The following is a 25,524-nucleotide window of genomic DNA, read 5'->3' on the forward strand; positions in this document are numbered from 1 at the left end:
CAGACGCGCGGGATATCACAAGGCCCTCACCTGCTCTTCGCACCCGCTGCGGAACCGCTGATGGCTCCCGCATAGCTGACGGGTCGTCAGATCGGCGCTACCGTGACCGCCATGGAGACCACGAAGGACTTCCCGGACTTCCCGCTGATCATCTCCGTCGACGACCACACCGTGGAGCCCGCCGACGTCTGGCAGAGCCGCCTGCCGAAGAAGTACCTCGACACCGGCCCCCGCATAGTCCGCGCGCCGCTGAAGGAGATCTCCTTCCTCGGCGGCCGCTTCCGCCCGGTGATGGGCGCCCCCGGCGACGACGGACCCCTCGGCGACTGGTGGCTGTACGAGAGCCTGCAGCGGCCCCTCACCCGCCTGGACACCGCGGTCGGCTACAGCAGGGACGAGATCAAGCTCGAGGTCATCACCTACGAGCAGATGCGCCCGGGCTCGTACGACGTCCCGCAGCGCCTCGCCGACATGGACGTCAACCACGTCCAGTCCTCCGTCTGCTTCCCGAGCTTCCCCCGCTTCTGCGGTCAGACCTTCACCGAGGCCGCGGACCACGAGCTGGCGCTCCTGTGCGTCCAGGCCTACAACGACTGGATGGTGGAGGAGTGGTGCGGGCCGCAGGCGCAGGGCCGGCTCATACCCCTCACCCTCATCCCCCTCTGGGACGCCGAGCTCGCGGCGGCGGAGGTCCGGCGCAACGCCGCCCGCGGGGTCCGTGCCGTCGCCTTCTCCGAGATACCCCCGCACCTCGGCCTCCCGTCCGTCCACTCCGACGACTGGGACCCCTTCCTCGCCGCCTGCGACGAGACCGGCACGGTCATCGCCATGCACATCGGCTCCAGCAGCCGTATGCCCTCCACGTCCAAGGACGCCCCGCCCGCCGTCGGCTCCACCATCACCTTCGCCAACTGCTGCTTCTCGATGGTCGACTGGCTGATGAGCGGCAAGTTCGAACGCTTCCCGAACCTCAGGATCATGTACGCGGAGGGCCAGATCGGCTGGATCCCGTACATCCTCGAACGTGCCGACGTCGTCTGGGAGGAGAACCGCGGCTGGGGCGGCGTCGCCGACAAGGTGCACCGCCCGCCGTCCGAACTCTTCGCCGAGCACATCTACGGCTGCTTCTTCGACGACGCCTTCGGGCTGAAGAACCTCGACGCGATCGGCGTCGGCAACGTCCTCTACGAGACCGACTACCCCCACTCCGACTCCACCTGGCCGAAGTCCAGGCAGGTCGGCGAGGCGCAGATGGGCCATCTGGACCCGGCGGTCGTGGAGCGGATCGTGCGCGGGAACGCCATCGAGCTGCTGGGGCTCACCCCTGAGGGACTCTGGCGGTGAGTGCCTTCTCGTACGGGATGCAGCTGCCCGTCCAGTCCCAGAGCACGATCTACGCCGAGGGCTGGGAGGCCGCCGCCGGTCCCGAGGACCTGGTGGAGATCGCCCGGACCGCCGACCGTGCCGGCTTCGGCTATCTCGCGAGCTGCGACCACGTCGCCATCCCGCGCCGGCTGGCCCCCGCCATGAGCACGGTCTGGTACGACCCCGTCGCCACCCTCGGCCTTCTGGCGGGCGTGACCGAGCGCGTACGGCTGCTCAGCCATGTCGCCGTCGTGGGCTTGCGGCATCCGCTGCTGACGGCCAAGCAGTACGCCACCCTCGACCATCTGTCGGGCGGCCGGCTGATCCTGGGCGTCGGCGCCGGTCACGTACGGGAGGAGTTCGAGGTGCTCGGCGTCGACTTCGAGCGGCGCGGGGCCGTGCTGGACGAGTCGATCGACGCCCTGCGCGCCGCCCTCGGCCCCGACGAGTTCCCCGAACACCACGGCAAGCTCTACGACTTCGAGGGGCTGGGGCAGCAGCCGCGACCGGCCCAGGCTCGCGTGCCGCTGTGGGTCGGCGGATCATCCCCGGCCGCCGTACGCCGGGCCGCCCTCAAGGGCGACGGCTGGCTGCCGCAGGGCGACCCGCGGGACCGGCTGCCCGCGCAGATCGAGCGGATACGGCGGCTGCGGGACGAGGCGGCCCGCGGCGGAGCCGCACATGGATGCAGTGACGGGCCGTTCACGATCGGCGCCATCACCGAGCCGCTCTACCTCGGCACCCCCGCCTGGGACGTCGGCCGCCGCACCCTCACCGGCCCCCCGGACGCGCTCGCCGAGTCCCTGCGGGCCTACCGCGCGATGGGCGTGCACCAGATCCAGGTGCGGTTCCGCAGCCGCAGCCGCACCGAGCTCACCGACCAGATGGCGGCCTTCGGCGCCGACGTGGCGCCCACTCTCTGAGGAGTTACGGCATGGGCAAACTGGACGGACGCGTCGTGATCGTCACCGGGGCGGCGCGCGGACAGGGCGAGCAGGAGGCCCGCCTGTTCAGAGCGGAGGGGGCCGAGGTCGTGATCGCCGACGTCCTCGACGAGCAGGGCGGCGCCCTCGCGAAGGAACTGGGCGCGCGCTACGTCCACCTGGACGTGGGCCAGGAGGACCAGTGGCGGTCGGCGGTGAGCACCGTGAAGAACTCCCTGGGCCGGATAGACGGTCTCGTCAATAACGCCGGCATCCTGCGCTTCAACTCCCTGCTCGACACCCCCCTCGACGAGTTCATGCAGGTCGTGCAGGTCAACCAGGTCGGCTGTTTCCTCGGCATCAAGACCGTCGCGCCGGTCATGGAGGACGGCGGCACGATCGTCAACACCGCCTCCTACACCGCCGTGACCGGTATGGCGGCCGTGGGCACGTACGCGGCCACCAAGCACGCCATCCTCGGCCTCACCCGCGTGGCCGCCCTGGAACTCGCCGACCGGCGCATCCGCGTCAACGCCATGTGCCCCGGCGCCATCGACACCGCCATGTCCAACCCGGCGCAGCTGGACCCGGCGGCGGACGCGGAGGAGACGGGGCGGGCTCTGGACGAGCTGTACCGCAAGCTCGTGCCGCTCGGCCGGATCGGGAAGCCGGAGGAGGTCGCGCGGCTCGCGCTGTTCCTGACCTCCGACGACTCCTCCTACATCACCGGGCAGCCGTTCGTGATCGACGGGGGCTGGCTGGCGGGGGTCAGCATCATCTGACTGCTCGTCAGCTATTGACCCTCCATGCGGGCAGTGCAACAGTCGTCCAAACTGACGGAGCGTCAGAAACTTTCAGAACCGGGGACGGTGAACCTCCTTGGAATTCGGGCTCTTTGTACAGGGATACGTGGGCAAGCGCGCCGAGACCGACCCGCTCGCCGAGCACAAGGCACTGATGGAGGAGACCGAGTACGTCATCCAGGCGGACAAGTCGGGCTTCAAGTACGCCTGGGCGTCCGAGCACCACTTCCTGGAGGAGTACTCGCACCTCTCCGCCAACGACGTGTTCCTGGGCTACCTGGCGCACGCGACGGAGCGAATCCATCTGGGGTCCGGCATCTTCAACCCGCTGGCCCAGGTCAACCACCCGGTGAAGGTCGCCGAGAAGGTCGCCATGCTCGACCATCTCACCGGAAACCGCTTCGAGTTCGGCAGCGGGCGCGGCGCCGGCTCGCACGAGATCCTCGGGTTCATACCGGGTGTGACCGACATGAACTACACCAAGGAGATCTGGGAGGAGACGATCGCCGAGTTCCCGAAGATGTGGCTCCAGGACGAGTACGCCGGCTTCCAGGGCAAGCACTGGCAGCTGCCGCCGCGCAAGGTCCTGCCGAAGCCGTACGGGAAGTCGCATCCGGCGATGTGGTACGCCGCCGGGTCGCCGCCCTCGTACGCCATGGCCGCCCGCAAGGGCCTGGGTGTGCTCGGGTTCAGCATCCAGAAGGTCTCCGACATGGAATGGGTGCTGGAGCAGTACAAGACGGCGATCGTGAACGCCGAGCCGGTCGGGGACTTCGTCAACGACAACGTGATGGTCACGACGACGGCCATCTGCGCGCCCACGCACGACGAGGCGATACGGATCGCCACCCACGGCGGGCTGCACTATCTGCCGTCGCTGGTGTTCCGGTACCACGACACCTTCCCGCGACCCGAGGGCTTCCCGGTGTGGCCGGAGACGCTGCCGGAGTACACGCCCGAGTTCGTCGAAGTCCTCATCGAGGAGGAGCTGTTGATCTGCGGGGACCCGGACGAGGTGCTCACGCAGTGCAAGCGGTGGGAGCAGGCGGGGGCGGACCAGCTGAGCTTCGGGTTGCCGGTGGGGGTGCCGAAGGAGGAGACGCTGCAGACGATTCGGTTGATCGGTGATCACGTCATCCCGAAGATCGACACGGATCCGGTTCATCGGACTTCGCGGTTCCGGGCTGCCAGTTGATCGCCGTTGGCGGGTGCGGGTTCGTTGTGGCTGGTCGCGCCCGCGCGGCGGAGCCGCATATCGATACAGCCCCGCGCCCCTAGGGCGGTATGCCGAACGCACCTCAAGGAGTAAGGCCCATGCTCGATCACGTCATCAAAGGCGCGTCCGTCGTCGACGGGACCGGCGCGCCCGCCTACACCGCCGACGTAGGCATACGAGATGGCCGTATCGCCTCCATCGGCATCGTCACCGAAGAAGCCCGGACCAGCGAGGACGCCTCCGGGATGGTCCTCGCCCCCGGCTTCGTCGACCCTCACACCCACTACGACGCGCAGCTTTTCTGGGATCCCTATGCCACGCCCTCCCTCAACCACGGGGTGACGACCGTCGCGGCCGGGAACTGCGGGTTCACGCTCGCGCCCCTGAACCCCTCCCGGCCCGAGGACGCCGACTACACGCGCCGCATGATGTCCAAGGTCGAGGGCATGTCGCTGGTCGCGCTGGAGGAGGGGGCGCCCTGGAGCTGGCACTCCTTCGGTGAGTATCTGGACGCCCTCGAAGGGCGGATCGCCGTCAATGCGGGGTTCATGGTCGGGCACTGTGCCCTGCGCCGGTATGTGATGGGGCCGGACGCGGTCGGCGGGCAGCCGAGCGAGGAGCAGCTGGCGGAGATCGTGCGGTTGCTGCACGCGGCCATGGATGCCGGGGCCTGGGGGTTCTCCACCACCCAGTCGTCCACCCACTCGGACGGCGACGGGAAACCGGTCGCCTCCCGGCATGCGGAACCGGCGGAGCTGCTGGCGCTCTCGCGTGCCGTCGGCGAGCACGAGGGCACGCAGATCGAGGCGATCGTCGCCGGCTGCCTCGACCAGTTCAGCGACGCCGAGATCGACCTGTTCGCGGAGATGAGCGCGACCGCCGGACGCCCCCTGAACTGGAACGTCCTCACCATCGACGCCTCCGTACCCGAACGCGTGCCCCGGCAGCTGTACGCCAGTGAGCAGGCGCGGAAGGCGGGCGGCCGGGTGGTCGCGCTGACCATGCCGATCCTGACGCCGATGAACATGTCCCTGGGCACCTTCTGCGCGCTGAACCTGATCCCGGGGTGGGGGCCGATCCTCGGGCTGCCGGTGCCGGAGCGGATCGCCCGGCTGCGCGACCCGGACGTACGCGCGCAGATGCTGGAGCGCGCCACGTCGAAGGAGGCCGGTGTCTTCCGGCGGCTCACGAACTTCGGGCGGTACGTCATCGGGGACACGTACAGCGAGGCGAACGAGGGGCTGACGGGCAGGGTCGTCGAGGAGATCGCGCAGGAGCGGGGGCAGGACCCGTTCCGGTGTCTGGTCGAGATCTGCGCGGCCGACGAACTGCGCACGGTCCTGTGGCCCATGCCCACCGACAACGACCCCGCGTCCTGGGCGCTGCGCGCCGAGACCTGGCAGCACGAGGACGTGCTGCTCGGCGGGTCCGACGCCGGTGCGCACCTGGACCGCATGTGCGGAGCCCCGTACACGACGCGCTTCCTGGGCGACTGTCTGCGCCGGCGGAAGCTGGTCGGTCTGGAGCAGGCGGTGAAGATGCTGACCGACGACCCGGCCCGGCTCTTCGGGCTGCGGGAGCGGGGGAGGGTGCAGGAGGGCTTCCATGCGGATCTGGTCCTCTTCGACCCGGAGCGGATCGACGCGGGCACGGCCACCCTGGTGCACGACCTGCCGGGTGTCAGTCCGCGGCTGGACGCCAAGGCGATCGGGGTGCGCGCCGTGTGGGTCAACGGGGTCGAGGCGATCCGGGACGACGTGGTGAGCGGCGCCGTGCCGGGGAAGGTGCTGCGGTCGGGGCGGGACACCCGGACGGTGAGCACCAGGTGAACCAGGGGGCGGACGGGCAGCGGCTGTTCGTCGGCGGCCGGTGGGCCGAGCCGGACGGCGGCCACTACGAGGTCGTCGACCCGGCGACCGAGGAGACCGTCGGGTGGGCTCCGGAGGCCTCGCGGGATCAGGTGCACGCGGCCTGTGCCGCGGCCCGCGAGGCCTTCGGGCCGTGGTCGAGGACCCCGCCCGAGGAACGGGCGGCGCTGCTCGGCCGCGCGGCGGACATCATCGCGAGCCGGTTCCTGCCCTACGCCGAGCTGGCGCAGGCGGAGACCGGGGCGACCACGGGGACGGCCCGGGCGATGCAGGTCGGGGTGGGCGTGGCCCGGTTCCGGCGGTACGCGCGCGTGGAGCCCGCCGAGTGGGCTGTCCCGCCGCAGATCAACGAGGCCGGGCCGATGGGCAGGGCGGGCGTGATGGGCGCGCTGGCCGTCCGCCAGCCGGTCGGCGTCGTCACCTGCATCACCTCGTACAACAACCCGTGGGCCAACCCGGCAGGCAAGATCGCCCCCGCTCTGGCCATGGGCAACACGGTGGTGGTGAAGCCGGCCCCGCAGGACCCCTTGTCCGTCTACCGGATGGCGGAGGCACTGGAGGCGGCGGGAGTCCCGGCGGGTGTGGTGAACGTGGTCTCCGGGCGGGCGGTGGAGATCGGCGAGACGGCCGTGGCGTCCCCGGACGTCGACATGGTGAGCTTCACGGGGTCGACGGCGGTCGGGCAGCGGATCGGTGAGGTGTGCGGCCGTTCCATGAAGCGGCAGCTGATGGAGCTGGGCGGCAAGGGCGCGGCGCTCGTCTTCGACGACGCGGATGTGGGCTCCGCGGTGGCCGGCATCGGCACGACCTTCTCCTTCTACAGCGGCCAGATCTGCACCGCGCCGACACGGGTGCTGGCGCAGCGAGGCGTGTACGACCGCCTGGTCGAGCAACTGGCGGCGTATGCAGGCCGGTTGACGGTCGGTGACCCTCGTGACCCGAACACGGTGGTCGGGCCGGTGATCTCGGCCGCGCACCGGGACCGGGTCGAGTCGTACGTCGAACTGGGCCGGAAGGAGGGCGCGGTGGTCGTGACGGGCGGCGAACGCCCGCCGTCCGACCAGGGTTTCTACGTCGCACCGACCCTGCTCGCGGACTGCACCAACGACATGCGCGTGGCCCGCGAGGAGATCTTCGGCCCGGTGGTCTCCGTCATCTCCTTCGAGGAGGAGGAAGAGGGCATCGCCCTCGCGAACGACACCGACTACGGCCTCATCGACTACGTCTGGTCGGGTGACGTGGCCCGGGCCTTCCGCGTGGCCCGGCAGCTGCGGGCGGGCGGGGTGGGGGTCAACACGGTGGGCCGCAACATGGAGGCGCCGTTCGGCGGGTTCAAGAAGAGCGGGGTGGGGCGGGACGTCGGCGTGTACGCGCTGCACGCGTACGGCGAGGTGCAGGCGATCGTCTGGCCGGGGTGAGCCGGCCCGACGGGCGCCCCCGGCTCACCGCTCCAGATCCACCCGCACCGTCAGCTGTCCCACGCCGATCATCCGTACCGCCGCGCTGTTGAGGCGGGGCAGGGCGCGCAGCCGGGCCGCGGTGTCGTCGTCCGGCAGGAGGTGGGCCGTGCCGGTGTGCCAGCGGCCCCGGAGGCGGACCCGTACCCGCGGGTCGGCCTTGATGTTGCGGACGTACTGCGAGCGCTCGCCGAACTCGGAAACCAGCCAGAACGAGTCGCCGACCCGGCGCCCGCCGACGGGCGTGCGGCGGGGCAGGCCGGAGGCGCGGCCCGTGGTCTCCAGCAGGGTCTGGAGCGGCAGGCGGCGCATGACCGCGTTGAGCTTGCGCTGGAACGCCGTGACGGCTCGGTACTTGCTCTCGGCGCGAGGGGACATCGTTTCCGGATCTCCTGTGGTGTGAAGCGGCTCCTCCCGCGTCAGCGGGAGGAGCCGAAGGAGCAGACTCAGCCGCCGCTCTTCCGCCGGAACGACCGCTGGCTCGCAGCCGGGCCGTGCGCGCCTCGAATCTTCGACGCGTCCGCGTTCGCAGACAGGGCCGCCGCGGCCTCCTCCTGCTTGCCCCGCTTGCGCGCCAGGGCCTCCCGGAACTTGCCCTTCAGGTCGTACTGGCCGTCCTCGTCGGGCGCCAGAGCAGGGCTCTCGGCCTCAGCCGGCTCCGAACCTTCTTGCTGTGGAGACTCTGCAGCCATGGTGACCTCCTGGGTTCGGGCAGTGTGAGCACAGCTTGTCATGCCGGGTCCCGCGCCGGGCGCCCGCGTCCGGAGTCGGGCAGCCTGCAGTCGGCCTCACCCTCCGGCCGGCCCGGGCCGGACTTCCCCTGGCGGCGACAGCAGTGCCTGACGGCCCCTATCCCGCTCCCCGTACTCCCAGGAAGATCGGATTCGTGAACGCCGCCATCACCCCCGGCACCGGCCCCACCGCCGCCTCATGCCGCAACTCCGCCCGCACATACGCCGCGTAAGAGGCAGTCGTACGCCACTCCGCCACCCCGGAGCCCGCCACCGGCAGCGGTTCGCTCGTGAGCAGCACGCCCTGGTCGGTCACGAAGCGGATCGTGCAGCGCGGGGCGCCGGCCGCCTCCAGGCGCACGGTCACCGGCGTCTCGTGGTCGACGGCCTCCAACCGCTCGCCGGGACCGGCGACCCGGCCGTCGGCGGAGGCCGTGAAGGCCAGCGAGACGCTCCGGGACTCGGCGACGTACGACCGTCCCGCCCGGATGCCCTCCTGGATCGCCTCCCGGGTCAGGTCGTCGGCGAGGACGACCGTCTGCGGCAGTCCCACCGTGTCCGGATCGCGGTGTGCGTCGCTGTTGCCCATGGCGGGCAGCCACCCGTGCCCTTCGCGCACGGACGTGACCAGCAGGTTGTCCCACTCCGCCAGCGTCACCTCGTCGTCCGGCGTCCACGGCCCGTTCCACACCTCCACCGCGTCCGCCTCGGCGAAGCCGAACTTCCAGCCGCAGCCGACGCAGGTGCCGTGCGGATGGGCGGGTACGACCAGGCCGCCCGTCTCGCGGATCCGGTCGGCGAAGCGGCCGAAGCGATGGTCCCGGGCCCGGTAGCGCCAGTCGACGAAGGTGCCGGGATCGGTGCCGAGGGCGAGGACGTGGCCGTTCCTCGTCGTCACCTCCTCGCCGAGCATGATCAGCAGGTCCTCGCCCGCCTCCGGGGCCCAATGCGGGTGCGAGGAGTGGGTGTTGTGGTCCGAGGAGTTGATGAAGTCCAGGCCGGCCGCCCGCGCGAGGGCGGCGATCTCGGCCGGGGTGCGCCGGCCGTCGGAGTACCAGGAGTGCAGGTGGCAGTCGCCGCGGTACCAGGCGCGCCCCCGGCCCTTCGCCCGCGCGGGCGGATACACCGGCTCAGGTGTCCCGCCCGGCTCCCCGTGCGTGAACGTGACCGTGAGCTCGTACGACAGGCCCTGCGGCGCCACCGTGTAAGGGCCCAGCACGACGTGCCAGGTGCCGGGGCGGATCGGACCGGGGATGTACCCGGGCGTCGCGTCGTCCACCCGTACGAAGAACTCCGTACGCGCCCCGCCCGACCACCCCCGGAACCCCTCCCCGCCCAGCTCGGTGCCGCGCTCGTCGAAGAGGCCGATGTCGAGCGCGTTGCCGGGGGTGCCGGGCGGCACGGAGGGGCGGTCGTAGGTGTAGGCGACCCTCAACTCGCTGACACCAGGGGGTACTTCGACCGGTACGTATACGTAGTCCGGGGAGCCGGGAAACAAAGTGCCGCGCAACGTCGTCACCCCCCTAACGTAAACCGCCTTCAGGGGCGCGGGACAGTGTCGATTTGCGGCTCCGCCGCGTGGGCGCGACCAGCCCCAACGAACCCGCATTCGCCGCCGACGATCAGCCACCCCCCACGAACAGCGAAACAACCGACTAGTCGGTATGGACATCCGTCACTCACACCGGTACAGATGACCCATGCGAATCGCAGCAACAATCTTCCTCACCGACGAGACCGTCACCCCCACCCGGCTCGCGCGGGAGCTGGAAGCGCGCGGTTTCGCGGGTCTGTATCTGCCCGAGCACACGCACATCCCGGTGGAGCGTGCGACCCCGTATCCCGCGGGCGGCGACCTGCCTCCCGAGTACGGCCGCACCCTCGACCCCTTCGTCGCGCTCGGCCAGGCGGCCGCGGTGACCGAGCGGCTCGGCCTCGGCACCGGCATCACGCTGGTGGCCCAGCACGACCCGATCGACCTCGCCAAGCAGATCGCGACCCTCGACCACCTCTCCGGCGGCCGTTTCACCCTCGGCCTCGGCTTCGGCTGGAACGTCGAGGAGGCCGCCGACCACGGGGTCGAGTGGCGTACGCGGCGGGAGCTGGTACGGGATCGGATGGCGCTGATGCGGGCGCTGTGGAGTGACGAACCCGCCGCGTACGAGGGGGAGTTCGGGAGCGTACGGGCCTCGTATGCCCACCCCAAGCCGGTGCGGAAGCCACGCGGCCCGGTCGTCGGCCCGCGCACCCTCGTCGGCGGGGCCGCCGGTCCCAAGCTCTTCTCCCACATCTGCGAGTACGCCGACGGCTGGCTCCCGATCGGCGGCCGCGGACTGACGGAGTCACTGCCGGTGCTGCGGTCCGCCTGGACGGACGCGGGCCGCGACCCGTCGGCGCTGCAGGTGGTCCCGTACGCGGTCTTCCCCACTCCCGGCAAGCTGGCGCACTACGCGGACCTGGGCATCGAGGAGGTCGTCGTACAGCTCCCGCCGGCAGGGGAGGCGGAGGTGCTGCGTGTGCTGGACGAGTACGGGGCCCTGCTGGGCTGACTCCTGGGCACTGATCAGGTCGACCGTATGCTCGAAGGATGACGACATCCGCGACCGGAACCGGCCCCACCGACAACTCCATGCGTCGCGCCCTCAAACGTGCCCGCGACGGCGTCGCCCTGGACGTCACCGAGGCGGCCGTCCTCCTCCAGGCCCGCGGCGAGGCCCTCACCGACCTCGCCGCGTCCGCCGCCCGGGTACGGGACGCCGGCCTCGAACAGGCGGGGCGTCCGGGCGTCATCACGTACTCGAAGAGCGTCTTCATCCCCCTCACCCGGCTGTGCCGGGACAAGTGCCACTACTGCACCTTCGTCACTGTCCCCGGCAAGCTGCGCCGCGCCGGCCACGGAATGTTCATGTCCCCGGACGAGGTCCTCGACATCGCCCGCAAGGGCGCGGCCCTCGGCTGCAAGGAAGCCCTGATCACCCTGGGCGACAAGCCCGAGGACCGCTGGCCCGAGGCGCGCGAGTGGCTCGACGCGCACGGTTACGACGACACCATCGCCTACGTCCGCGCCATCTCCATCCGCATCCTGGAGGAGACGGGCCTGCTGCCCCACCTCAACCCCGGCGTGATGTCCTGGACGGACTTCCAGCGGCTCAAGCCCGTCGCCCCCTCCATGGGCATGATGCTGGAGACGACCGCGACCCGCCTGTGGTCCGAACCGGGCGGCCCCCACTACGGCTCCCCGGACAAGGAGCCCGCCGTACGGCTGCGGGTCCTGGAGGACGCGGGCCGCTCGTCGGTCCCCTTCACGTCCGGCCTCCTGATCGGCATCGGAGAGACGTACGAGGAGCGGGCGGAGTCCCTGTTCGCGCTGAGGAAGGTGTCGAGGGCCTACCACGGCATCCAGGAACTGATCATCCAGAACTTCCGCGCCAAGCCGGACACCGCGATGCGCGGCATGCCGGACGCGGAGCTGGACGAACTCGTCGCGACGGTGGCCGTCGCCCGCCACATCATGGGCCCGGCCGCCAACCTCCAGGCCCCGCCCAACCTCGTCGACTCCGAGTACGAGCGGCTGATAGGAGCCGGCATCGACGACTGGGGCGGAGTGTCCCCTCTGACGATCGACCATGTGAACCCGGAACGCCCCTGGCCGCAGATCGAGGAACTCACCGAGCGCTCCCGCGCCGCCGGCTTCGAGCTGCGCGAACGCCTCTGCGTCTACCCGGAGTTCGTCCAGCGCGGCGAGCCCTGGCTGGACCCGCGGCTGCGCCCGCACGTGCGCGCCCTGGCCGATCCGGAGACGGGCCTCGCGCGACCGGACGCGACCGTCGAGGGCCACCCGTGGCAGGAACCGGAGGAGGCGTTCGTCGCCTCCGGCCGCACCGACCTGCACGCCTCCATCGACACCGAGGGCCGTACGTCCGACCGCCGCGACGACTTCGACGAGGTGTACGGCGACTGGGCGGCCCTGCGCGAGGCGGCCGCCCCCGGCATGCTGCCGGAGCGCATCGACACGGACGTACGGGCGGCCCTGGCGACGGCTGCGGACGACCCGACGCGCCTCACGGACGCGGAGGCCCTCGCCCTCCTGCACGCCGACGGCCCCGCACTGGACGCCCTCACGCGCATCGCGGACGACGTGCGGAGGTCGGCCGTCGGCGACGACGTGACGTACATCGTCACGCGCAACATCAACTTCACCAACGTCTGCTACACGGGCTGCCGCTTCTGCGCGTTCGCGCAGCGCAGGACGGACGCGGACGCCTACACGCTCTCCCTGGAGCAGGTCGCGGACCGCGCCCAGCAGGCCTGGGACGTGGGCGCGGTGGAGGTCTGCATGCAGGGCGGCATCCACCCCGACCTGCCGGGCACGGCGTACTTCGACATCGCGAAGGCGGTGAAGTCCCGTGTCCCCGGGATGCACGTCCACGCCTTCTCGCCGATGGAGGTCGTCAACGGCGCCACCCGCACCGGCATGTCCATCCGGGAGTGGCTGAGTGCGGCCAAGGAGGCGGGCCTGGACACCATCCCCGGCACGGCCGCCGAGATCCTCGACGACGAGGTCCGCTGGATCCTGACCAAGGGCAAACTGCCGACGGCGACCTGGATCGAGGTCGTCACGACCGCGCACGAACTGGGCATCCGCTCCTCGTCGACGATGATGTACGGCCATGTGGACCAGCCGCGGCACTGGCTCGGCCATCTGCGGACCCTGTCCCGCATCCAGCAACAGACGGGCGGCTTCACGGAGTTCGTGACGCTCCCCTTCATCCACACCAACGCGCCGGTGTACCTGGCGGGCATCGCCCGCCCCGGCCCGACGACGAGGGACAACCGCGCGGTGACCGCGATGGCCCGCCTCCTCCTCCACCCCCACATCCCCAACATCCAGACCAGCTGGGTGAAGCTGGGCACGGAGGGTGCGGCCGAGATGCTCCGCTCCGGTGCCAACGACCTGGGCGGGACACTGATGGAGGAGACGATCTCCCGCATGGCGGGCTCCTCCTACGGCTCGTACAAGTCGGTCAAGGACCTGATCGCGGTGGCGGACGCGGCCGGCCGCCCGGCGAAGCCACGGACGACGCTGTACGGGGACGTACCGGAGGAACGGCAACAGGCGGCGGCGGTCTCGGACGGGCACTTGCCGGAACTTTTGCCGGTCCTGGACTGAGTACGATGATCCGACCCCTGTTCCACGAGGACATGGGGATGTGGAGCTGAGGAGATGCGTGCCGTGCCAGCCCCCAAGGTCTGGGTGACCGGTCTGACGGTGGGAGCGATCGCCGCTGTCGTCGTCCTGGCCGTACAGGCCGACAAGGGGCCGAAGCCCCACGCGGTCGCCGCCCGGCCGAGCACGTCGGCGTCGGCGGGCGCGCATCCCACGCCCACGAAGTCCGCAGCACCGGCCGCGGTGCCGGCCGGCTCCGGGACCGGGCGGCGCGTCGTCTACTCCCTCGGGAAGAAGACGGTGTGGCTGGTCGACGCGGGCAATGCGGCCCGCCGTACGTTCGCGGTGTGGCCCGGGACGGTCAGCCCGGACCCGGGCACCTACACGGTCGGCGCCCGCACCCGGGGCGCCATCACCGGCTCCGACGGCGTGAAGATCGAACACATCGTGTACTTCTCGGTCAAATCCGGCGTGAACGTCGCCTTCTCCAACGCGGTGGACGGGGCTTCACCGCCGCCCGCCTCGGGGGTGCAGACGGGCGGCATCCGGATGCGGGTCGCCGACGGGACCGCGCTGTGGACGTTCGGGGCGACCGGCACGAAGGTCGTGGTCGTCGGCTAGGGAGTGCCGTCCGGTCGGTGGGGGTGCTGGGCTCAGGACTCGCACCTGCCGTCCCGACACGACGGCCCGGCCGAGCAGTTCGGCCGGGCCGCAGGGGGCGATACGACGGTCAGGCGGTGCTGTCCGACTCCCGGAACGGCAGGTGGTTGACGACCAGAACGACCCCGGTGAACACGATCACGCGGGTCGCCGCCTCCAGTCCGTTCCAGGTCTTCGACTGCCACATGGAGAACCACTCACCGCCGATCGCGATGAACCCGGCGCCGAAGAGGAGCAGGAGCATCAGCAGGCCGTAGGTGGAGATGCTGCGCGCGCGGGCGTAGTCGCGCCGGGCCCACAGCCAGGTGCCGTATATGAGGACGAGTGCGGCAAGGGTCTCCCAGATGATGATGGCGACGTATGCCGCGTTCTGAAGTCCCTTGCTGGTGATGGCTCTCCATATCAGGTCGTCGTCCTTGAACGTCGTGTCCATGGCCAGCACATGCTGCACGAACGCCTGATTGGTGCCGAAGTCGGTGATGTTGCCGAAGGCCACGAGAGCGATGTAGAGCGCGACACTCGCGGTGAGAAGGGTGGCGGTGAGGTGGAGTGCGCTGCGTGGGGGTGTCGATGCCATGACGGCCATCTTCCCTCACGGGGCGGCGAGTTCGAGATCAATTGAGCCAGAGCAGAATGGGGAACCCACTCCGTCGGGCCGGTCCCGATCGGGTGCCGCATCGGCCGATAACTGAGCACTCAGGATCACTCCTGTCATGTCTCGCATACCCCTCCGCCCCCTAAACCGACCGTTCCCGTTCGATTACAGTGCTGAACTGTCATGCGTCGGGCGGAGCCAGCGGGGAGGTCTTGGTGAATGCGCCAGCCGGGGCCATATGGGGCCGTGTCGAGCAGCAGGATTTTCGTAGCCGGGTGCGGGGGACGCTGCTCGGGGCCTCCGTGGGGGATGCGCTGGGGGCGCCCGTCGACGGGCTGGATCTCGACGGGATCCGGGAGGCGTACGGGGCCGAGGGCCTCGCGGACTTCGCCTTTGCGTACGGCAGACGCGGTGCCGTCACCCACATCACGCAGCTGACCTTGTTCACCGTCGACGGGCTGATACGGGCGCAGGTGCGCCGGGACACCGGTGCCTGGCATCCGCCGACCGATCTGCACCGGGCGTATCTGCGCTGGGCGGCCACCCAGCGCGACTGGGGGCCCGACGAGCGCCGTAAGGACGACGGGTGGCTGGCCCGGGAGGAGTGGCTGTACGCCCGGCGGGACCCGGCGCGTTCACTGCTGCTCGGGTTCGGGGACGAGCACATGGGGACCCTGGACGCGCCCAAGAGCCCCGCTGAGATCGGGCCCGAGGCGACCGCGCGCTCCGCGCCCTTCGGGCTGCTGGTCGGCTGGGAGCCGCAGTTGGTGGCGCAGCTGGCGGTGGAGTGCGCGACGCAGACCCACGGGCATCCGGTGGCCTATCTGTCGGCGGGTGCGTACGCCGTGATCGTGCACGGCCTGGCCCGCGGCGAGACCCTCGACGGCGCCGTACAGCGGGCGCTCGCGCTGCTCGCCGCCCGGCCGGGGCACCAGCCGGTGTCGGACGCGCTGCAGCATGCGCTGGGCGCCGTACGGCAGGGCATGCCCACGCCCGCGCGGGTCGAGGAGCTGGCCGGGGACGGGTCGGCGGAGGGCGTGCTGGCCGCCGCCGTGTACTGCGCACTGGTGGGGGAGGACTTCCGGCACGGGCTGTGCCTCGCCGTGAACCAGGACGGCCCCTCGGGCGCGACGGCCGCCCTCACCGGCGGTCTCCTCGGCGCCCTGCACGGCGAAACGGCCCTCCCCCCGGCCTGGCTGGCCGAACTGGAAGGCCGCCCGACGCTCCTGGAACTGGCCGACGACTTCGCCATGGAGATGACCCAGGGGCCAGCACTGCACGGTCCGGCCGGGTCGTCCCCGGGGTGGCTCGCCCGCTATCCGAGGGCCTAGGACAGGCCCGGGTCCTGACTGCCCGCTGCCTCGAGAGGTACTGCTAGTCCTTCGCCGCCGTGCCCACGGCGTCCTCCGCAGGACCCGCCGGAGTGGGGATCGCCGCCGCGGCCGTGCCGTCGTCGTCCGTGTTGATGCGTTCGATGACGGCGAGGCGCTCCGGGGTGTCCTCGGGCTTGAGGTAGCCGATGAGGATGTAGAGGAGCAGGGAGACCACCAGCGGGATCGAGACCTGGTACTGGAGCGGGACACCGCCGTGGACGTTCCAGTTGATGGGGTAGTTGACCAGCCAGAAGGCGAGCAGGCCCATGGACCAGCTGGTCAGCGCCGCCGTGGGGCCGGAGCGGCGGAACGGGCGCAGCAGGCCCAGCATCATCGGGATGGCGATCGGGCCCATCAGACCGGCGACCCACTTGATGACCACCGTGATGATGTCCTTGAAGGTGGGGGAGTTGACCTGCGTCGCCACCGCCATCGACAGGGCGAGGAAGACCACCGTGGTCACCCGGGCCGCGATCAGGCCCGAGCGAGGGCCCCACTCCCGGGCCCGACGGGACAGCACCGGCGCCGCGTCCCGGGTGAAGACGGCCGCGATCGCGTTCGCGTCCGATGAGCACATGGCCATGGTGTGCGAGAAGAAGCCGACGATGACCAGTCCCAACAGGCCGTGCGGCAGCAGCTGTTCGGTCATCAGGCCGTAGGAGTCGGAGCCGTCCGGCTTCTGCGCGTGGACCAGCAGCGGCGACATCCACATGGGGAAGAAGAGCACGACCGGCCAGATGAGCCACAGGGCCGCCGACAGCCGCGCCGAACGCTCCGCCTCGCGGGCGCTGCCCGTCGCCATGTAGCGCTGGGCCTGGTTGAGCATGCCGCCGTTGTACTCGAAGAGCTTGATGAAGAGGAAGGCCAGCAGGAACACCGTTCCGTACGGGCCGACCAGCGGCTTTCCGTGGCCGTGCAGGGCCGGCTCGTCCCAGGCGCCGAAGAAGCCGATGCCCTTGTCGTTCAGTTTCAGTACGACGGCGACGAACATCGAGATGCCCGCCAGCAACTGGATGACGAACTGGCCGAGTTCGGTCAGCGCGTCCGCCCACAGACCGCCGATGGTGCAGTAGACGGCGGTGATCGCGCCGGTGATGAGGATGCCCTGGTTGAGGGTGATGCCGGTGAAGACGGACAGCAGCGTCGCGATCGCCGCCCACTTGGCGCCCACGTCCACGATCTTCAGCAGCATGCCCGACCAGGCCAGCGCCTGCTGGGTCTTCAGGTCGTAACGGTTCTTCAGGTACTCCAGCGGGGAGGCCACATGGAGCCGTGAGCGCAGCCGGTTGATGCGTGGCGCGAACAGTTTCGAGCCGATGGCGATGCCCAGCGCGATCGGGAAGGACCAGGTGACGAAGGAAGTCACGCCGTAGGTGTAGGCGATGCCCGCGTAGCCCGTGAACAGGACCGCGCTGTAGCCCGACATGTGGTGCGAGATGCCGGACAGCCACCAGGGCATCTTGCCGCCGGCCGTGAAGAAGTCGCTGACGTTGCCCACCTGCTTGTGCGACCAGACGCCGATCGCGACCATCACACCGAAGTAGCCGATGAGCACGGCCCAGTCGAGACTGTTCATGTGTCCCCTCCGCAGGGTCCGCCTTGTGAACGGCTCGCTCATCCTGGGCGCGCCTACATGGGCACGACAAGCAAGCGTCAGGTCAAAGGAAGGCAAAAATGTTCCTTGTGTTGACCTGCGTTCATACACATGAACCAGCTCGCGCAGAGGTCAGCGCATCAGCTCCCCCGCGTTGACCAGCAGCGACTGCCCCGTGATGGCTCGCGCCCGGTCCGAGGCCAGGAACACCGCCGCGTCCGCCACATCCCCGTCCGTCGCCAGCTCCGGCAGCGCCATCCGCCCGGTCAGCCGCTCCAGTACGTCGGCCTCGGGCACCCCCTCCGTCTGCGCCGTGAACTGGACGTACGCCTGCACCGGCGGCCCCCACATCCAGCCCGGCAGCACGGTGTTGACACGTATACGATGCGGCCCCAGCTCCCGGGCCAGGGAGTACATCGCGCTCGTCAGTGCCCCCTTCGAGGCCGCGTACGCCGCCTGCTTCACCTGGGTGGGGGCGGCCACCGCCGACTGCGTCCCGATGAACACCACCGAGCCACCGCACGCCTTCAGCGCCGGCAGACAGGCCCGCGTCATCCGCAGCGAGCCCAGCAGGTTCACGTCGATCACCTGCTGCCAGCTCACGAAGTCGGCGTCCGCCAGACCGCCGAAGTAGCCGTCCATCGCGGCCACATGGACGACCGCGTCGATCCGCCCGAACCGCTCCCGCGCGAGCGCCGCCAGCGCCTCGCACTGCCCCTCGTCCCTGATGTCGGTCGCCCGGTACGCCGTGTGCGCCCCGTCCGGATCGATCTCACCGGCACTCTTGGCGAGGTTGGCCTCCGTGCGCGCCCCGAGCACCGCATTGCCGCCGTCGCGCACGACCGCCGCCGCGACCTGATGACCGAGCCCGGCGCCGACCCCCGACACGACGACGGTCTTGCCCGTGAGCAGTGACATCGGAGCCTCCCGGGTATGGCGGATTACCTGACGGGGCGTCAGAGTATGGGCGACCGGCGGAGGACGGAAGGGGAGCGACATGAGCGAGGAAACCCGCAGCGACGTGTACGCCGAGCTGGCCGCCGTGGGGCCGTACGGCGTCCGCCCCGGCCATGCGCTGATCACCATGGTCGAGCCGCACCCCGGCCACGAGTACGCGTACAACCGCTGGTACGAGGACGACCACTACTACGCCGGCGCGATGGCCATGCCCTGGATGTACGCCGGGCGCCGCTGGGTGGCGACCCGTGACCTCCAACTCCTGCGCTATCCCGAGAAGTCGGCGATCGCCCAGCCGGTCACCGCCGGCTGCTACATCTCCACGTACTGGATCACGGACGGCCGCTACGACGACCACATGCGCTGGACCGTCTCGATCAACAAGCGCCTCAACCGCGATGCCCGGGTCTACCAGGACCGTACGCATGTCTTCACGGCGTTCCAGGACCACGAGGTGACGGTCTACCGGGACGGCGCCGCCGGGCCCCGTGACTTCCACGCCCTCGACCATCCGTACGCCGGTCTGGTCGTCGAGGTGATCGACGCCGAATCTGCCGGACAGCGGGCAGAGTTGCTGGAGTGGCTGCGCTCCCGCCACCTGCCCAAGCGGGTGGCGGGCTCACCGGCCGCGATGGTGACCGTCTTCCGCCCGACGCCCCTGCCCGGCGACCGCATGACGTACGTCAAGCAGGTCGAGGGCGTGGAGACCAGGCTGACCCTGCTGTGGTTCCTGGAGGCGGATCCACGTGACTGCTGGGAGGCGTACTTCGCGGACCTGGACGCGCCGGTGCGGGAGGCGGGACTGGGCAGGGTGGAGCTGGTGGCACCGTTCGTCCCGACGGTGCCGGGCACGGACAAGTACGTGGACCGGCTCAGGTAGGTGCGTGGAGCGGCTCAGGCAGGCGCGTGGACCGGCTCAGGTGGTGGGCACAGCCGAGCCCCCTCGGCAAGGACGGCGAGCTGGACGAGAGGGCTCTTCAAGTGCTGCTTGTGAAATTGTGGAAGGCGAACGCAGTCGAGGATCAGCAGATCCTCCCCCCTACGCCTTGATCGAGCCGACGAAGGTGTTCCACGCGTCGGCCGGGAAGGCCAGAACGGGACCCTCGGGGACCTTGGAGTCCCGGACGGCCATGGCCGCGCGGACCGGGGACTTGATCTCGACGCACGCGCCGTTGCCCGTGGAGTACGAGGACTTGGTCCACGTGTCCGTGGCGCCCTGACGAATTGCCATTTTTGCTCCGGAATGCCAGTTGTTGAGTTGCTGTCACCGCACGACGGATCCGACTCCGAACCCACAGCGCGGTTTGCGCCAACCCTTGGTGTGTGGTGGCGTGATCGACGCTACTCGCCAACCCCGACGTACGAAGTGACCATTCACTCGACCGGGTGGCATATTCCAGATGGGTCTTCCAGTCCGACCCGGGGACGGTGTACCTTACGGCGCTTCAGCGCCCGCGTACTCCTTCGCGATGTCCGCGATGAACTGCCGCGACTGGTCCGGATTAAGGGCCTGGGCGCGCAGGTGCTCGTACATCACGCTGTATTTCTGCACGTCGTTGGCCTTCTCCAGGTACAGGTCGCTGGTGACGCCCTCGATGTAGACGACGCTGGAGTCCGCCGCGTCGGGGAACTCGAGGATCGCGTACTGGCCGTTGAGCCCCGGGTGGGCCCCCATGTCGAAGGGGATCACCTGCACGGTGACGTGCGGGAGTTGGGACTGCTCGACGAGGTACTCCAGCTGGTCGCGCATGAGGGAACGATTGCCCACGACCCGGCGCACCGCCGCCTCGTCCATCACCGTCCACAGCCGGAGCGGGTTCTCCGGGGCGGTGATTCGTTCCTGCCGGCGCAGGCGCACCTGCACGCGCTTCTCGACGTCGGTGGCGGCCGTCTCGGGCAACGCCCCCGCGATCAGCGCCTCCGCGTACTGCCGGGTCTGCAACAGCCCCGGGACGACCTGGGGGTCGTACACCCGCAGACTCGCCGCATCCGTCTCCAGCCCGATGTAGACGCTGTACGGGATGTCGCCGAAGGAATGCCACCAGCCCTGCTGGCGGCTGTCCTTGGCCATCTGCATCAGCGAGTCGACGATCCGGTGGTCCTCCACCTCGTACACCCCGCACAGGTCGCGGACGTCGCGCTGGCTGATGCTGCGGCGCCCGTTCTCCAACCGGCTGATCTTCGACTGCGACACCAGCAGCCGCTCGGCCACCTCTTCGGCCGTCATGCCCTTGAGCTCGCGGAGCCGGCGCAGCTCCTGGCCCAGCCGGCGTCGCCTGACGGTGGGATTGACATTGGACGCCACGAGACGTGCACCTCCGGCTGCGTGCCTGCACTAGCTGTACTTTGCCACTTTGCGTATCTGCTGTTGAGCAGACTGCCACCAAGGGACTTGGTACCGCTGGGAAACGGCGTATATGCGCTTCCCGCACGACAGTTCATGAGTTCATGGAAAAACGGCCGCGCGGGGCAGCGGAACCGTTACGGCACCCGTATCGACGGATGGCGTACGGCCCCGCCGCCCCGCGCGGACCAGCGGCTCCCGTACCGGGTCTCGGGGACTGCCTCTGCAGGCTCGGTGCGGCGCTCGGCGGTGCGTGGTGCTGCGGTGCGATGCGGTGCGTGGTGCTGCGGTTCGTGCGGCTCGTCGTGGGACTGCGGCTCAGTGGGCCACGACGCGCGCCATGGAACCGCGGCGCGGCTGCATCGGAACGCCACGAGCGGGTTCCGGTGCGGACCTGACCGGTCCGGCGGCGGCCTGACGGCCGGCCGGGGCCGGGTTACGGCGTGGTTGTGCGCCCACGCCGTTCTGGACGTCCATCACGGCGTGCGCGACGAGACCGCCCATGGGGTCGTGCCTGATGAGATCCCGCAACCGGGACCGAGAGGACCGCCCCTCGTTCCCCGGATACAGGTGCTTGCCGAGGCCGACCGCGTGCGCCAGTGCGGCGAGTGCCGCGGTCCGTGGGTCCGGCGGTACGCCGGTACGGATCGCGGAATCCAGCCGGGCTCGGATCTCCCGGCTGATCTCGTTGTCCGTCGCCTGGTAGCGAGTCGTCGGCAGCACTCCGCACATCTGGCCCGCCACGGCATGCACCATGCCGCACCGCTCCAGATGCGAGAGGTAGGTCTGGCGCAGTCCCAGCCGGGGCCCGCCAATCCAGTTCACTGCACGTACCGGAGCGCCACGCCTGCGCAGCAGCTCCAACGCACAGTCCAATGTCGGATCTCCAGTCGGCCGTGGGGCTACCACGGCGATACGATCCCCGTCTGGGGCTATCCGTCCGGCCAGCGCCAGCTCCACTAGCTGTGCTCCGGCCAGACCGAGGTCGAGCGACTGCGGCTGTGCAGTGGTACCCGTGGCCGGGTCCAACGCCAGCAGCAGAAGCTCCTCCGGAAGTGTTCTGCGGCTCCTGCCCATCCATGCCTCCCCGCGTGGATGAAAGACAGGGTGACCCCTCTCACATTGGTCTGTCGAGGGTGCGTGACCTGTTTGTGAGGGAACCGGTAGGTATGTCGTTCTCGTCTACCGCAGGGGTTAAGCCCGCACACAGGACACTGGTACATGGTTCGGACAACGCGTTTGAGCGGTGTCGCGGGCGGCGGTTCACGGTTCGGTAGGTCGCACGGAGCGCGTGCGGCATGGAGGAGGCATCGGTGGCGGGCGAGTCCCCCGACAGGTCGAAGCAGCGCGAGTCGTCGGCAGAACCGACGTCGGGGAACACGGGCCCGGTTCCCGAGCCCGCCCGCGATCCCCGTCTCTCGGTGTCCCGGGAGCCCGACTCCACCGACACGTCCGAGGCGCGCGGCGGCGTGGACACGGCGACGCGGGTGTTCTCGGTACGAGATCTGAAGACCGCGGTCGAGGAGGCCGGGGGGACTGCGGCTGAAGGCGCGGCCGAGGAGACCGGGGCCGAGCGGCCGGCGGCTGAGAAGCCTGAGGCAGAGGCGGCCGCGACGGAGGAGACCGAGGCCGAGCAGCCAGCGGCCGGGGGGACCGCGGCCGAGGAGCCTGGGGCCGGGGAGACGGCGGCCGAGGAGCCTGGGGCTGCGGAGGCGAAGGGCGCGGAGGTCGAGGACGCCGAGGTCGAGGACGCCGAGGCCGAGGATGCGGCGGCTGTCGGCGACGACGCTGTGTCTGAGGGCGCAGATTCCGTTGACGACGCGGTCACGACCGACGATGCCGCTGGGACCGAGGGCGACGAGGGCGACGAGGGCGGTGACGCCCGGCTCCGGGCCGCTGTGGCGGCGTGGGTCCGCTCCGGGGACTCCGGGGGGCCAGGGAACGCAGAGAGCACCGCTGAGGCCGACGAGGACGGTGCCACGCAGACGGAGGCGGGCCCCGACGCCCAGGACGAGGCCGCTGCCGGCTCCGACGCGGCGGAAGAGGGACCGGAGGACGCTGCCCCCGAGCCCGAGGCGGACACCGACGTCGACTCCTCCACGGACGCCCGTGCCGAAACGGGCGCCGCCGCTGAAACGGGCGCTGATGCCCAGCCGGCCGCCGACGCCGAAACGGGCGACGAGCCCGAAACTGGCGCCGACTCCGGGGCCGGCAACGGGTCCGAGACGGGCGGTGCGTCCGAGGGGGGTGCTGAGTCCGAGACGGGCGGTGCGTCCGAGGGGGGTGCTGAGTCCGAGACGGGCGGCGAGCCCAAGACCGGCGGTGCATCCGCGACGGGCGGCAAGCCCGCGACGGGCGGTGAAGCCGAGAGCGGCGACGCGTCCGCGACAGGCGGCGAGCCCCAGACGGGCGGTGCCTCCGCGACCGGCGGTGCCTCCGCGACGGGCGCCGAACCCGAGACCGGCGGTGCTTCCGAGACGCGTGGCGAGCCCAAGACCGGCGACGCGTCCGAGACGCGCGGCGGAGCCGTGACGGCTGGCGGAGCCGAAACCGGTGACGCCTCCGAGACCGGTGACGCCTCCGAGACCGGCGGCGCCTCCGAGACCGGTGACGCCTCCGAGACCGGTGACGCCTCCGAGACCGGCGGCGCCTCCGAGACCGGCGGCGCCTCCGAAGCCGGTGGTGATGCCGTTGCCGTCCACGAACCCGCGGTCGCCGATGGCGAGGAAGCTCCGAAGGGGCCACCCGCACCCGATGGCGAAAGTGGTACCGGTGGTGCGGGTGGGAGCACCGGGACCGAAGGCGGAGCCGAGGTCGAGGACAAGCCCGTCGACCAGCCCACCGCCGTCTTCAAGCGCCCCAAGCCCCAGGTCGACCAGCCCACCACCATGCTCAAACTGGGCGGCGCCAAGACCCCGGAGCCGTCCGAAGCCGAGCGCACCAGCAAGTTCGTGGCGCTCAAGCCCCTGGACGAGCCCCGCACGCCCCGCAGGCCCGCGGACGCGACCGCGCCCGTCCCCCAGGTCGGCCCCGAGCGCACCGCCCAGCAGCCGCTGCCCCCGAAGCCGCCACTGGACCTGCTGGCCGAGCTGACCAACACCCCGCCACCGCCGCAGACCCCCGTCCGCACGATCATCCGCAGGGTCAAGATCTGGACTCCCCTGGTCCTGCTCCTCGCGATCATCTTTGCGATCGTGCAGGCCGTACGCCCCCTGCCCACCCCCGCCCTCGCGCTCACCGCCGACGGCTCGTACACCTTCGCCGGCGCCAAGGCCGGCCTCCCCTGGCCGAACGAGGGACAGGGCTGGATGGACGTCAACGGCATCGGCACGATGGGGAACTTCGGCAAGCAGACCCCCGTCCCCATCGGCTCCGTCGCCAAGGCCATGACCGCGTACATCGTCCTCAAGGACCACCCGCTGAAGCCGGGCGAGGAGGGCAAGAAGATCACCGTCGACGCGCTGGCGGAGAAGGAGGGCGGCTACGACAAGCAACACGAGTCCACCCTCAACACCGTCAAGAAGGGCGACGTCCTCACCGAGAAGCAGGCGCTGTCGGCCATCATGATCCCGTCGGCCAACAACATCGCGCGCCTGCTGGCCCGTTGGGACATGGGCTCCGAGGCGTCGTTCATCAAGAGGATGAACGACACCGCCAAGGAACTCGGCATGAAGAACACGACCTACACCGACGCCTCCGGCCTCAAGGAGTCCACCGTCTCCACCGCCGAGGACCAGGTGAGGCTCGGCAACAAGCTGGTGAAGATCCCGGCCCTGATGGACATCACGAAGCTGCCATACTGGGTCGACCCGTCCGGCCAGAAGTGGAAGAACTACAACGATCTGGTCCCCTACGACGGTGCCATCGGCATCAAGACGGGCACGACCACCAAGGCCGGCGGCAATCTCCTCTTCGCCGCCACCAAGGACGTCGACGGCGAGACGGTCACCGTGGTGGGGGCGATCCTCGACCAGCAGACGGCGCCGATCATCGACACCGTCGTCCACGCCAGCAAGACGGCGATGCTCGCCGCCCGGGACGCGCTGACCTCGACGAAGATACTCAAGAAGGGCGATGTCGTCGGGTACGTGGACGACCAGCTCGGCGGGCACACGCCGATCGTGCTCACCAAGGACGTCGCCGCCGTCGGCTGGGCGGGCCTGAAGGTGAAGCTGTCCTTCGACTCCGTCGCCCTCCCGCACACCGCGAAGGCCGGCACCGAGGTGGGCACCCTCACCGTGGGCGACGGCGTGAGCGGCGCGGTCAAGGTCCCGGTCGCGCTGCAGAAGGACCTCACGGAACCCGGCTTCACGGCGAAGCTCAAGCGCCTCGGCTGACAGCGGCCGCGGCTGCCCTCGCACCCCGTCGGCGGGCCCACCAGGGGGCCCTCCGAAGGGGTGCGTGCTAGCGTCACGAAACGGGGCAGCCGCCGCTATCGGGACGCGACCGGGAAATCCCCGGGGACGCGGCC

General features: G+C 70.3%; 21 protein-coding genes. 12 read left to right on the top strand and 9 right to left on the bottom strand.

Features of this window, described 5'->3' with window-relative positions; translation table 11 throughout:
• Positions 1 to 111 precede the first annotated feature (111 nt).
• The 6 genes from ACWCRD_RS08830 to ACWCRD_RS08855 all read left to right on the top strand — a co-directional run bounded on the left by ACWCRD_RS08830 (position 112) and on the right by ACWCRD_RS08855 (position 7,593).
• A complete protein-coding gene (locus ACWCRD_RS08830; protein ID WP_450965224.1) occupies positions 112 to 1,344 on the top strand; it encodes an amidohydrolase family protein in 1,233 nt (410 codons plus the stop codon).
• Between the two features lie 17 nt (positions 1,345 to 1,361).
• Positions 1,362 to 2,288, top strand: a complete 927-nt coding sequence (locus ACWCRD_RS08835; protein ID WP_450965419.1) for an LLM class F420-dependent oxidoreductase — start codon at positions 1,362 to 1,364, stop codon at positions 2,286 to 2,288.
• Positions 2,289 to 2,299: 11 nt separating this feature from the next.
• Positions 2,300 to 3,070, top strand: coding sequence for an SDR family NAD(P)-dependent oxidoreductase (locus tag ACWCRD_RS08840; RefSeq protein ID WP_450965225.1), 771 nt, complete (start codon positions 2,300 to 2,302; stop codon positions 3,068 to 3,070).
• Positions 3,071 to 3,167: 97 nt separating this feature from the next.
• Complete coding sequence (locus tag ACWCRD_RS08845) at positions 3,168 to 4,286, top strand: LLM class flavin-dependent oxidoreductase (protein WP_450965226.1); 1,119 nt, start codon at positions 3,168 to 3,170, stop codon at positions 4,284 to 4,286.
• Positions 4,287 to 4,405: 119 nt separating this feature from the next.
• Entirely contained in the window at positions 4,406 to 6,136 is a 1,731-nt protein-coding gene (locus ACWCRD_RS08850) for an N-acyl-D-amino-acid deacylase family protein (RefSeq protein WP_450965227.1), read from the top strand.
• The gene (locus ACWCRD_RS08855) at positions 6,133 to 7,593 is read left to right on the top strand and encodes an aldehyde dehydrogenase family protein (RefSeq protein ID WP_450965228.1); all 1,461 of its coding nucleotides are present in this window, start codon (positions 6,133 to 6,135) and stop codon (positions 7,591 to 7,593) included. Before ACWCRD_RS08850 ends, ACWCRD_RS08855 begins: the two co-directional genes overlap by 4 nt.
• Before the next feature lie 24 nt (positions 7,594 to 7,617).
• Here ACWCRD_RS08855 and ACWCRD_RS08860 read toward each other — a convergent pair whose 3' ends face one another.
• From ACWCRD_RS08860 to ACWCRD_RS08870, 3 genes are all read right to left on the bottom strand, one after another.
• On the bottom strand, positions 7,618 to 8,010 hold the full coding sequence (locus ACWCRD_RS08860) for a nitroreductase/quinone reductase family protein (protein WP_450965229.1): 393 nt from the start codon (positions 8,008 to 8,010) through the stop codon (positions 7,618 to 7,620).
• A 68-nt stretch (positions 8,011 to 8,078) separates the two neighbouring features.
• The gene (locus ACWCRD_RS08865; RefSeq protein WP_450965230.1) at positions 8,079 to 8,324 is read right to left on the bottom strand and encodes a DUF5302 domain-containing protein; all 246 of its coding nucleotides are present in this window, start codon (positions 8,322 to 8,324) and stop codon (positions 8,079 to 8,081) included.
• 157 nt (positions 8,325 to 8,481) lie between these two features.
• Positions 8,482 to 9,906 (bottom strand): CehA/McbA family metallohydrolase, encoded by a 1,425-nt coding sequence (locus ACWCRD_RS08870; RefSeq protein ID WP_450965420.1) that lies wholly within the window; start codon positions 9,904 to 9,906, stop codon positions 8,482 to 8,484.
• Positions 9,907 to 10,063: 157 nt separating this feature from the next.
• Here ACWCRD_RS08870 and ACWCRD_RS08875 point away from each other — a divergent pair, with 157 nt between their 5' ends.
• From ACWCRD_RS08875 to ACWCRD_RS08885, 3 genes are read left to right on the top strand one after another with little or no spacing between them, the layout of a single operon-like run.
• Positions 10,064 to 10,912, top strand: coding sequence for an LLM class F420-dependent oxidoreductase (locus ACWCRD_RS08875; RefSeq protein ID WP_450965231.1), 849 nt, complete (start codon positions 10,064 to 10,066; stop codon positions 10,910 to 10,912).
• 38 nt (positions 10,913 to 10,950) lie between these two features.
• A complete protein-coding gene (locus tag ACWCRD_RS08880) occupies positions 10,951 to 13,533 on the top strand; it encodes a bifunctional FO biosynthesis protein CofGH (protein ID WP_450965232.1) in 2,583 nt (860 codons plus the stop codon).
• 54 nt (positions 13,534 to 13,587) lie between these two features.
• Entirely contained in the window at positions 13,588 to 14,151 is a 564-nt protein-coding gene (locus tag ACWCRD_RS08885; protein WP_450965233.1) for a hypothetical protein, read from the top strand.
• Between the two features lie 109 nt (positions 14,152 to 14,260).
• On the opposite strand, the gene ACWCRD_RS08890 is transcribed toward ACWCRD_RS08885, so the two are convergent.
• Entirely contained in the window at positions 14,261 to 14,767 is a 507-nt protein-coding gene (locus tag ACWCRD_RS08890; protein WP_450965234.1) for a DUF2165 domain-containing protein, read from the bottom strand.
• Between the two features lie 233 nt (positions 14,768 to 15,000).
• Here ACWCRD_RS08890 and ACWCRD_RS08895 point away from each other — a divergent pair, with 233 nt between their 5' ends.
• Positions 15,001 to 16,116, top strand: coding sequence for an ADP-ribosylglycohydrolase family protein (locus tag ACWCRD_RS08895; RefSeq protein WP_450965235.1), 1,116 nt, complete (start codon positions 15,001 to 15,003; stop codon positions 16,114 to 16,116).
• A 43-nt stretch (positions 16,117 to 16,159) separates the two neighbouring features.
• Here ACWCRD_RS08895 and ACWCRD_RS08900 read toward each other — a convergent pair whose 3' ends face one another.
• Together ACWCRD_RS08900 and ACWCRD_RS08905 are read right to left on the bottom strand one after the other, a co-directional pair.
• Positions 16,160 to 17,734 (bottom strand): sodium:solute symporter family protein, encoded by a 1,575-nt coding sequence (locus ACWCRD_RS08900; protein WP_450965236.1) that lies wholly within the window; start codon positions 17,732 to 17,734, stop codon positions 16,160 to 16,162.
• 150 nt (positions 17,735 to 17,884) lie between these two features.
• Positions 17,885 to 18,670 (bottom strand): SDR family oxidoreductase, encoded by a 786-nt coding sequence (locus tag ACWCRD_RS08905; protein WP_450965237.1) that lies wholly within the window; start codon positions 18,668 to 18,670, stop codon positions 17,885 to 17,887.
• A 79-nt stretch (positions 18,671 to 18,749) separates the two neighbouring features.
• On the opposite strand from ACWCRD_RS08905, the gene ACWCRD_RS08910 reads away from it, so the two are divergent.
• The gene (locus ACWCRD_RS08910; RefSeq protein WP_450965238.1) at positions 18,750 to 19,589 is read left to right on the top strand and encodes a hypothetical protein; all 840 of its coding nucleotides are present in this window, start codon (positions 18,750 to 18,752) and stop codon (positions 19,587 to 19,589) included.
• Positions 19,590 to 19,748: 159 nt separating this feature from the next.
• Here ACWCRD_RS08910 and ACWCRD_RS08915 read toward each other — a convergent pair whose 3' ends face one another.
• From ACWCRD_RS08915 to ACWCRD_RS08925, 3 genes are all read right to left on the bottom strand, one after another.
• Entirely contained in the window at positions 19,749 to 19,940 is a 192-nt protein-coding gene (locus tag ACWCRD_RS08915) for a DUF397 domain-containing protein (RefSeq protein ID WP_078912651.1), read from the bottom strand.
• Between the two features lie 204 nt (positions 19,941 to 20,144).
• Complete coding sequence (locus ACWCRD_RS08920; protein WP_450965239.1) at positions 20,145 to 21,014, bottom strand: helix-turn-helix domain-containing protein; 870 nt, start codon at positions 21,012 to 21,014, stop codon at positions 20,145 to 20,147.
• A gap of 357 nt (positions 21,015 to 21,371) precedes the next feature.
• On the bottom strand, positions 21,372 to 22,130 hold the full coding sequence (locus ACWCRD_RS08925) for a GOLPH3/VPS74 family protein (RefSeq protein ID WP_450965240.1): 759 nt from the start codon (positions 22,128 to 22,130) through the stop codon (positions 21,372 to 21,374).
• 221 nt (positions 22,131 to 22,351) lie between these two features.
• Here ACWCRD_RS08925 and ACWCRD_RS08930 point away from each other — a divergent pair, with 221 nt between their 5' ends.
• Complete coding sequence (locus ACWCRD_RS08930) at positions 22,352 to 25,390, top strand: D-alanyl-D-alanine carboxypeptidase (RefSeq protein ID WP_450965241.1); 3,039 nt, start codon at positions 22,352 to 22,354, stop codon at positions 25,388 to 25,390.
• The last annotated feature ends 134 nt before the right edge of the window (positions 25,391 to 25,524 follow it).

It is taken from the genome of Streptomyces sp. NPDC002092, from assembly GCF_053593775.1.

Coding starts and splice junctions, on each gene's coding strand:
- ACWCRD_RS08830 (WP_450965224.1), top strand. CDS start 112: ATGGAGACCACGAAGGACTTCCCGGACTTCCCGCTGATCATCTCCGTC.
- ACWCRD_RS08835 (WP_450965419.1), top strand. CDS start 1,362: ATGCAGCTGCCCGTCCAGTCCCAGAGCACGATCTACGCCGAGGGCTGG.
- ACWCRD_RS08840 (WP_450965225.1), top strand. CDS start 2,300: ATGGGCAAACTGGACGGACGCGTCGTGATCGTCACCGGGGCGGCGCGC.
- ACWCRD_RS08850 (WP_450965227.1), top strand. CDS start 4,406: ATGCTCGATCACGTCATCAAAGGCGCGTCCGTCGTCGACGGGACCGGC.
- ACWCRD_RS08860 (WP_450965229.1), bottom strand. CDS start 8,010: ATGTCCCCTCGCGCCGAGAGCAAGTACCGAGCCGTCACGGCGTTCCAG.
- ACWCRD_RS08865 (WP_450965230.1), bottom strand. CDS start 8,324: ATGGCTGCAGAGTCTCCACAGCAAGAAGGTTCGGAGCCGGCTGAGGCC.
- ACWCRD_RS08875 (WP_450965231.1), top strand. CDS start 10,064: ATGCGAATCGCAGCAACAATCTTCCTCACCGACGAGACCGTCACCCCC.
- ACWCRD_RS08880 (WP_450965232.1), top strand. CDS start 10,951: ATGACGACATCCGCGACCGGAACCGGCCCCACCGACAACTCCATGCGT.
- ACWCRD_RS08885 (WP_450965233.1), top strand. CDS start 13,588: ATGCGTGCCGTGCCAGCCCCCAAGGTCTGGGTGACCGGTCTGACGGTG.
- ACWCRD_RS08890 (WP_450965234.1), bottom strand. CDS start 14,767: ATGGCATCGACACCCCCACGCAGCGCACTCCACCTCACCGCCACCCTT.
- ACWCRD_RS08900 (WP_450965236.1), bottom strand. CDS start 17,734: ATGAACAGTCTCGACTGGGCCGTGCTCATCGGCTACTTCGGTGTGATG.
- ACWCRD_RS08905 (WP_450965237.1), bottom strand. CDS start 18,670: ATGTCACTGCTCACGGGCAAGACCGTCGTCGTGTCGGGGGTCGGCGCC.
- ACWCRD_RS08910 (WP_450965238.1), top strand. CDS start 18,750: ATGAGCGAGGAAACCCGCAGCGACGTGTACGCCGAGCTGGCCGCCGTG.
- ACWCRD_RS08915 (WP_078912651.1), bottom strand. CDS start 19,940: ATGGCAATTCGTCAGGGCGCCACGGACACGTGGACCAAGTCCTCGTAC.
- ACWCRD_RS08925 (WP_450965240.1), bottom strand. CDS start 22,130: ATGGGCAGGAGCCGCAGAACACTTCCGGAGGAGCTTCTGCTGCTGGCG.
- ACWCRD_RS08930 (WP_450965241.1), top strand. CDS start 22,352: ATGGAGGAGGCATCGGTGGCGGGCGAGTCCCCCGACAGGTCGAAGCAG.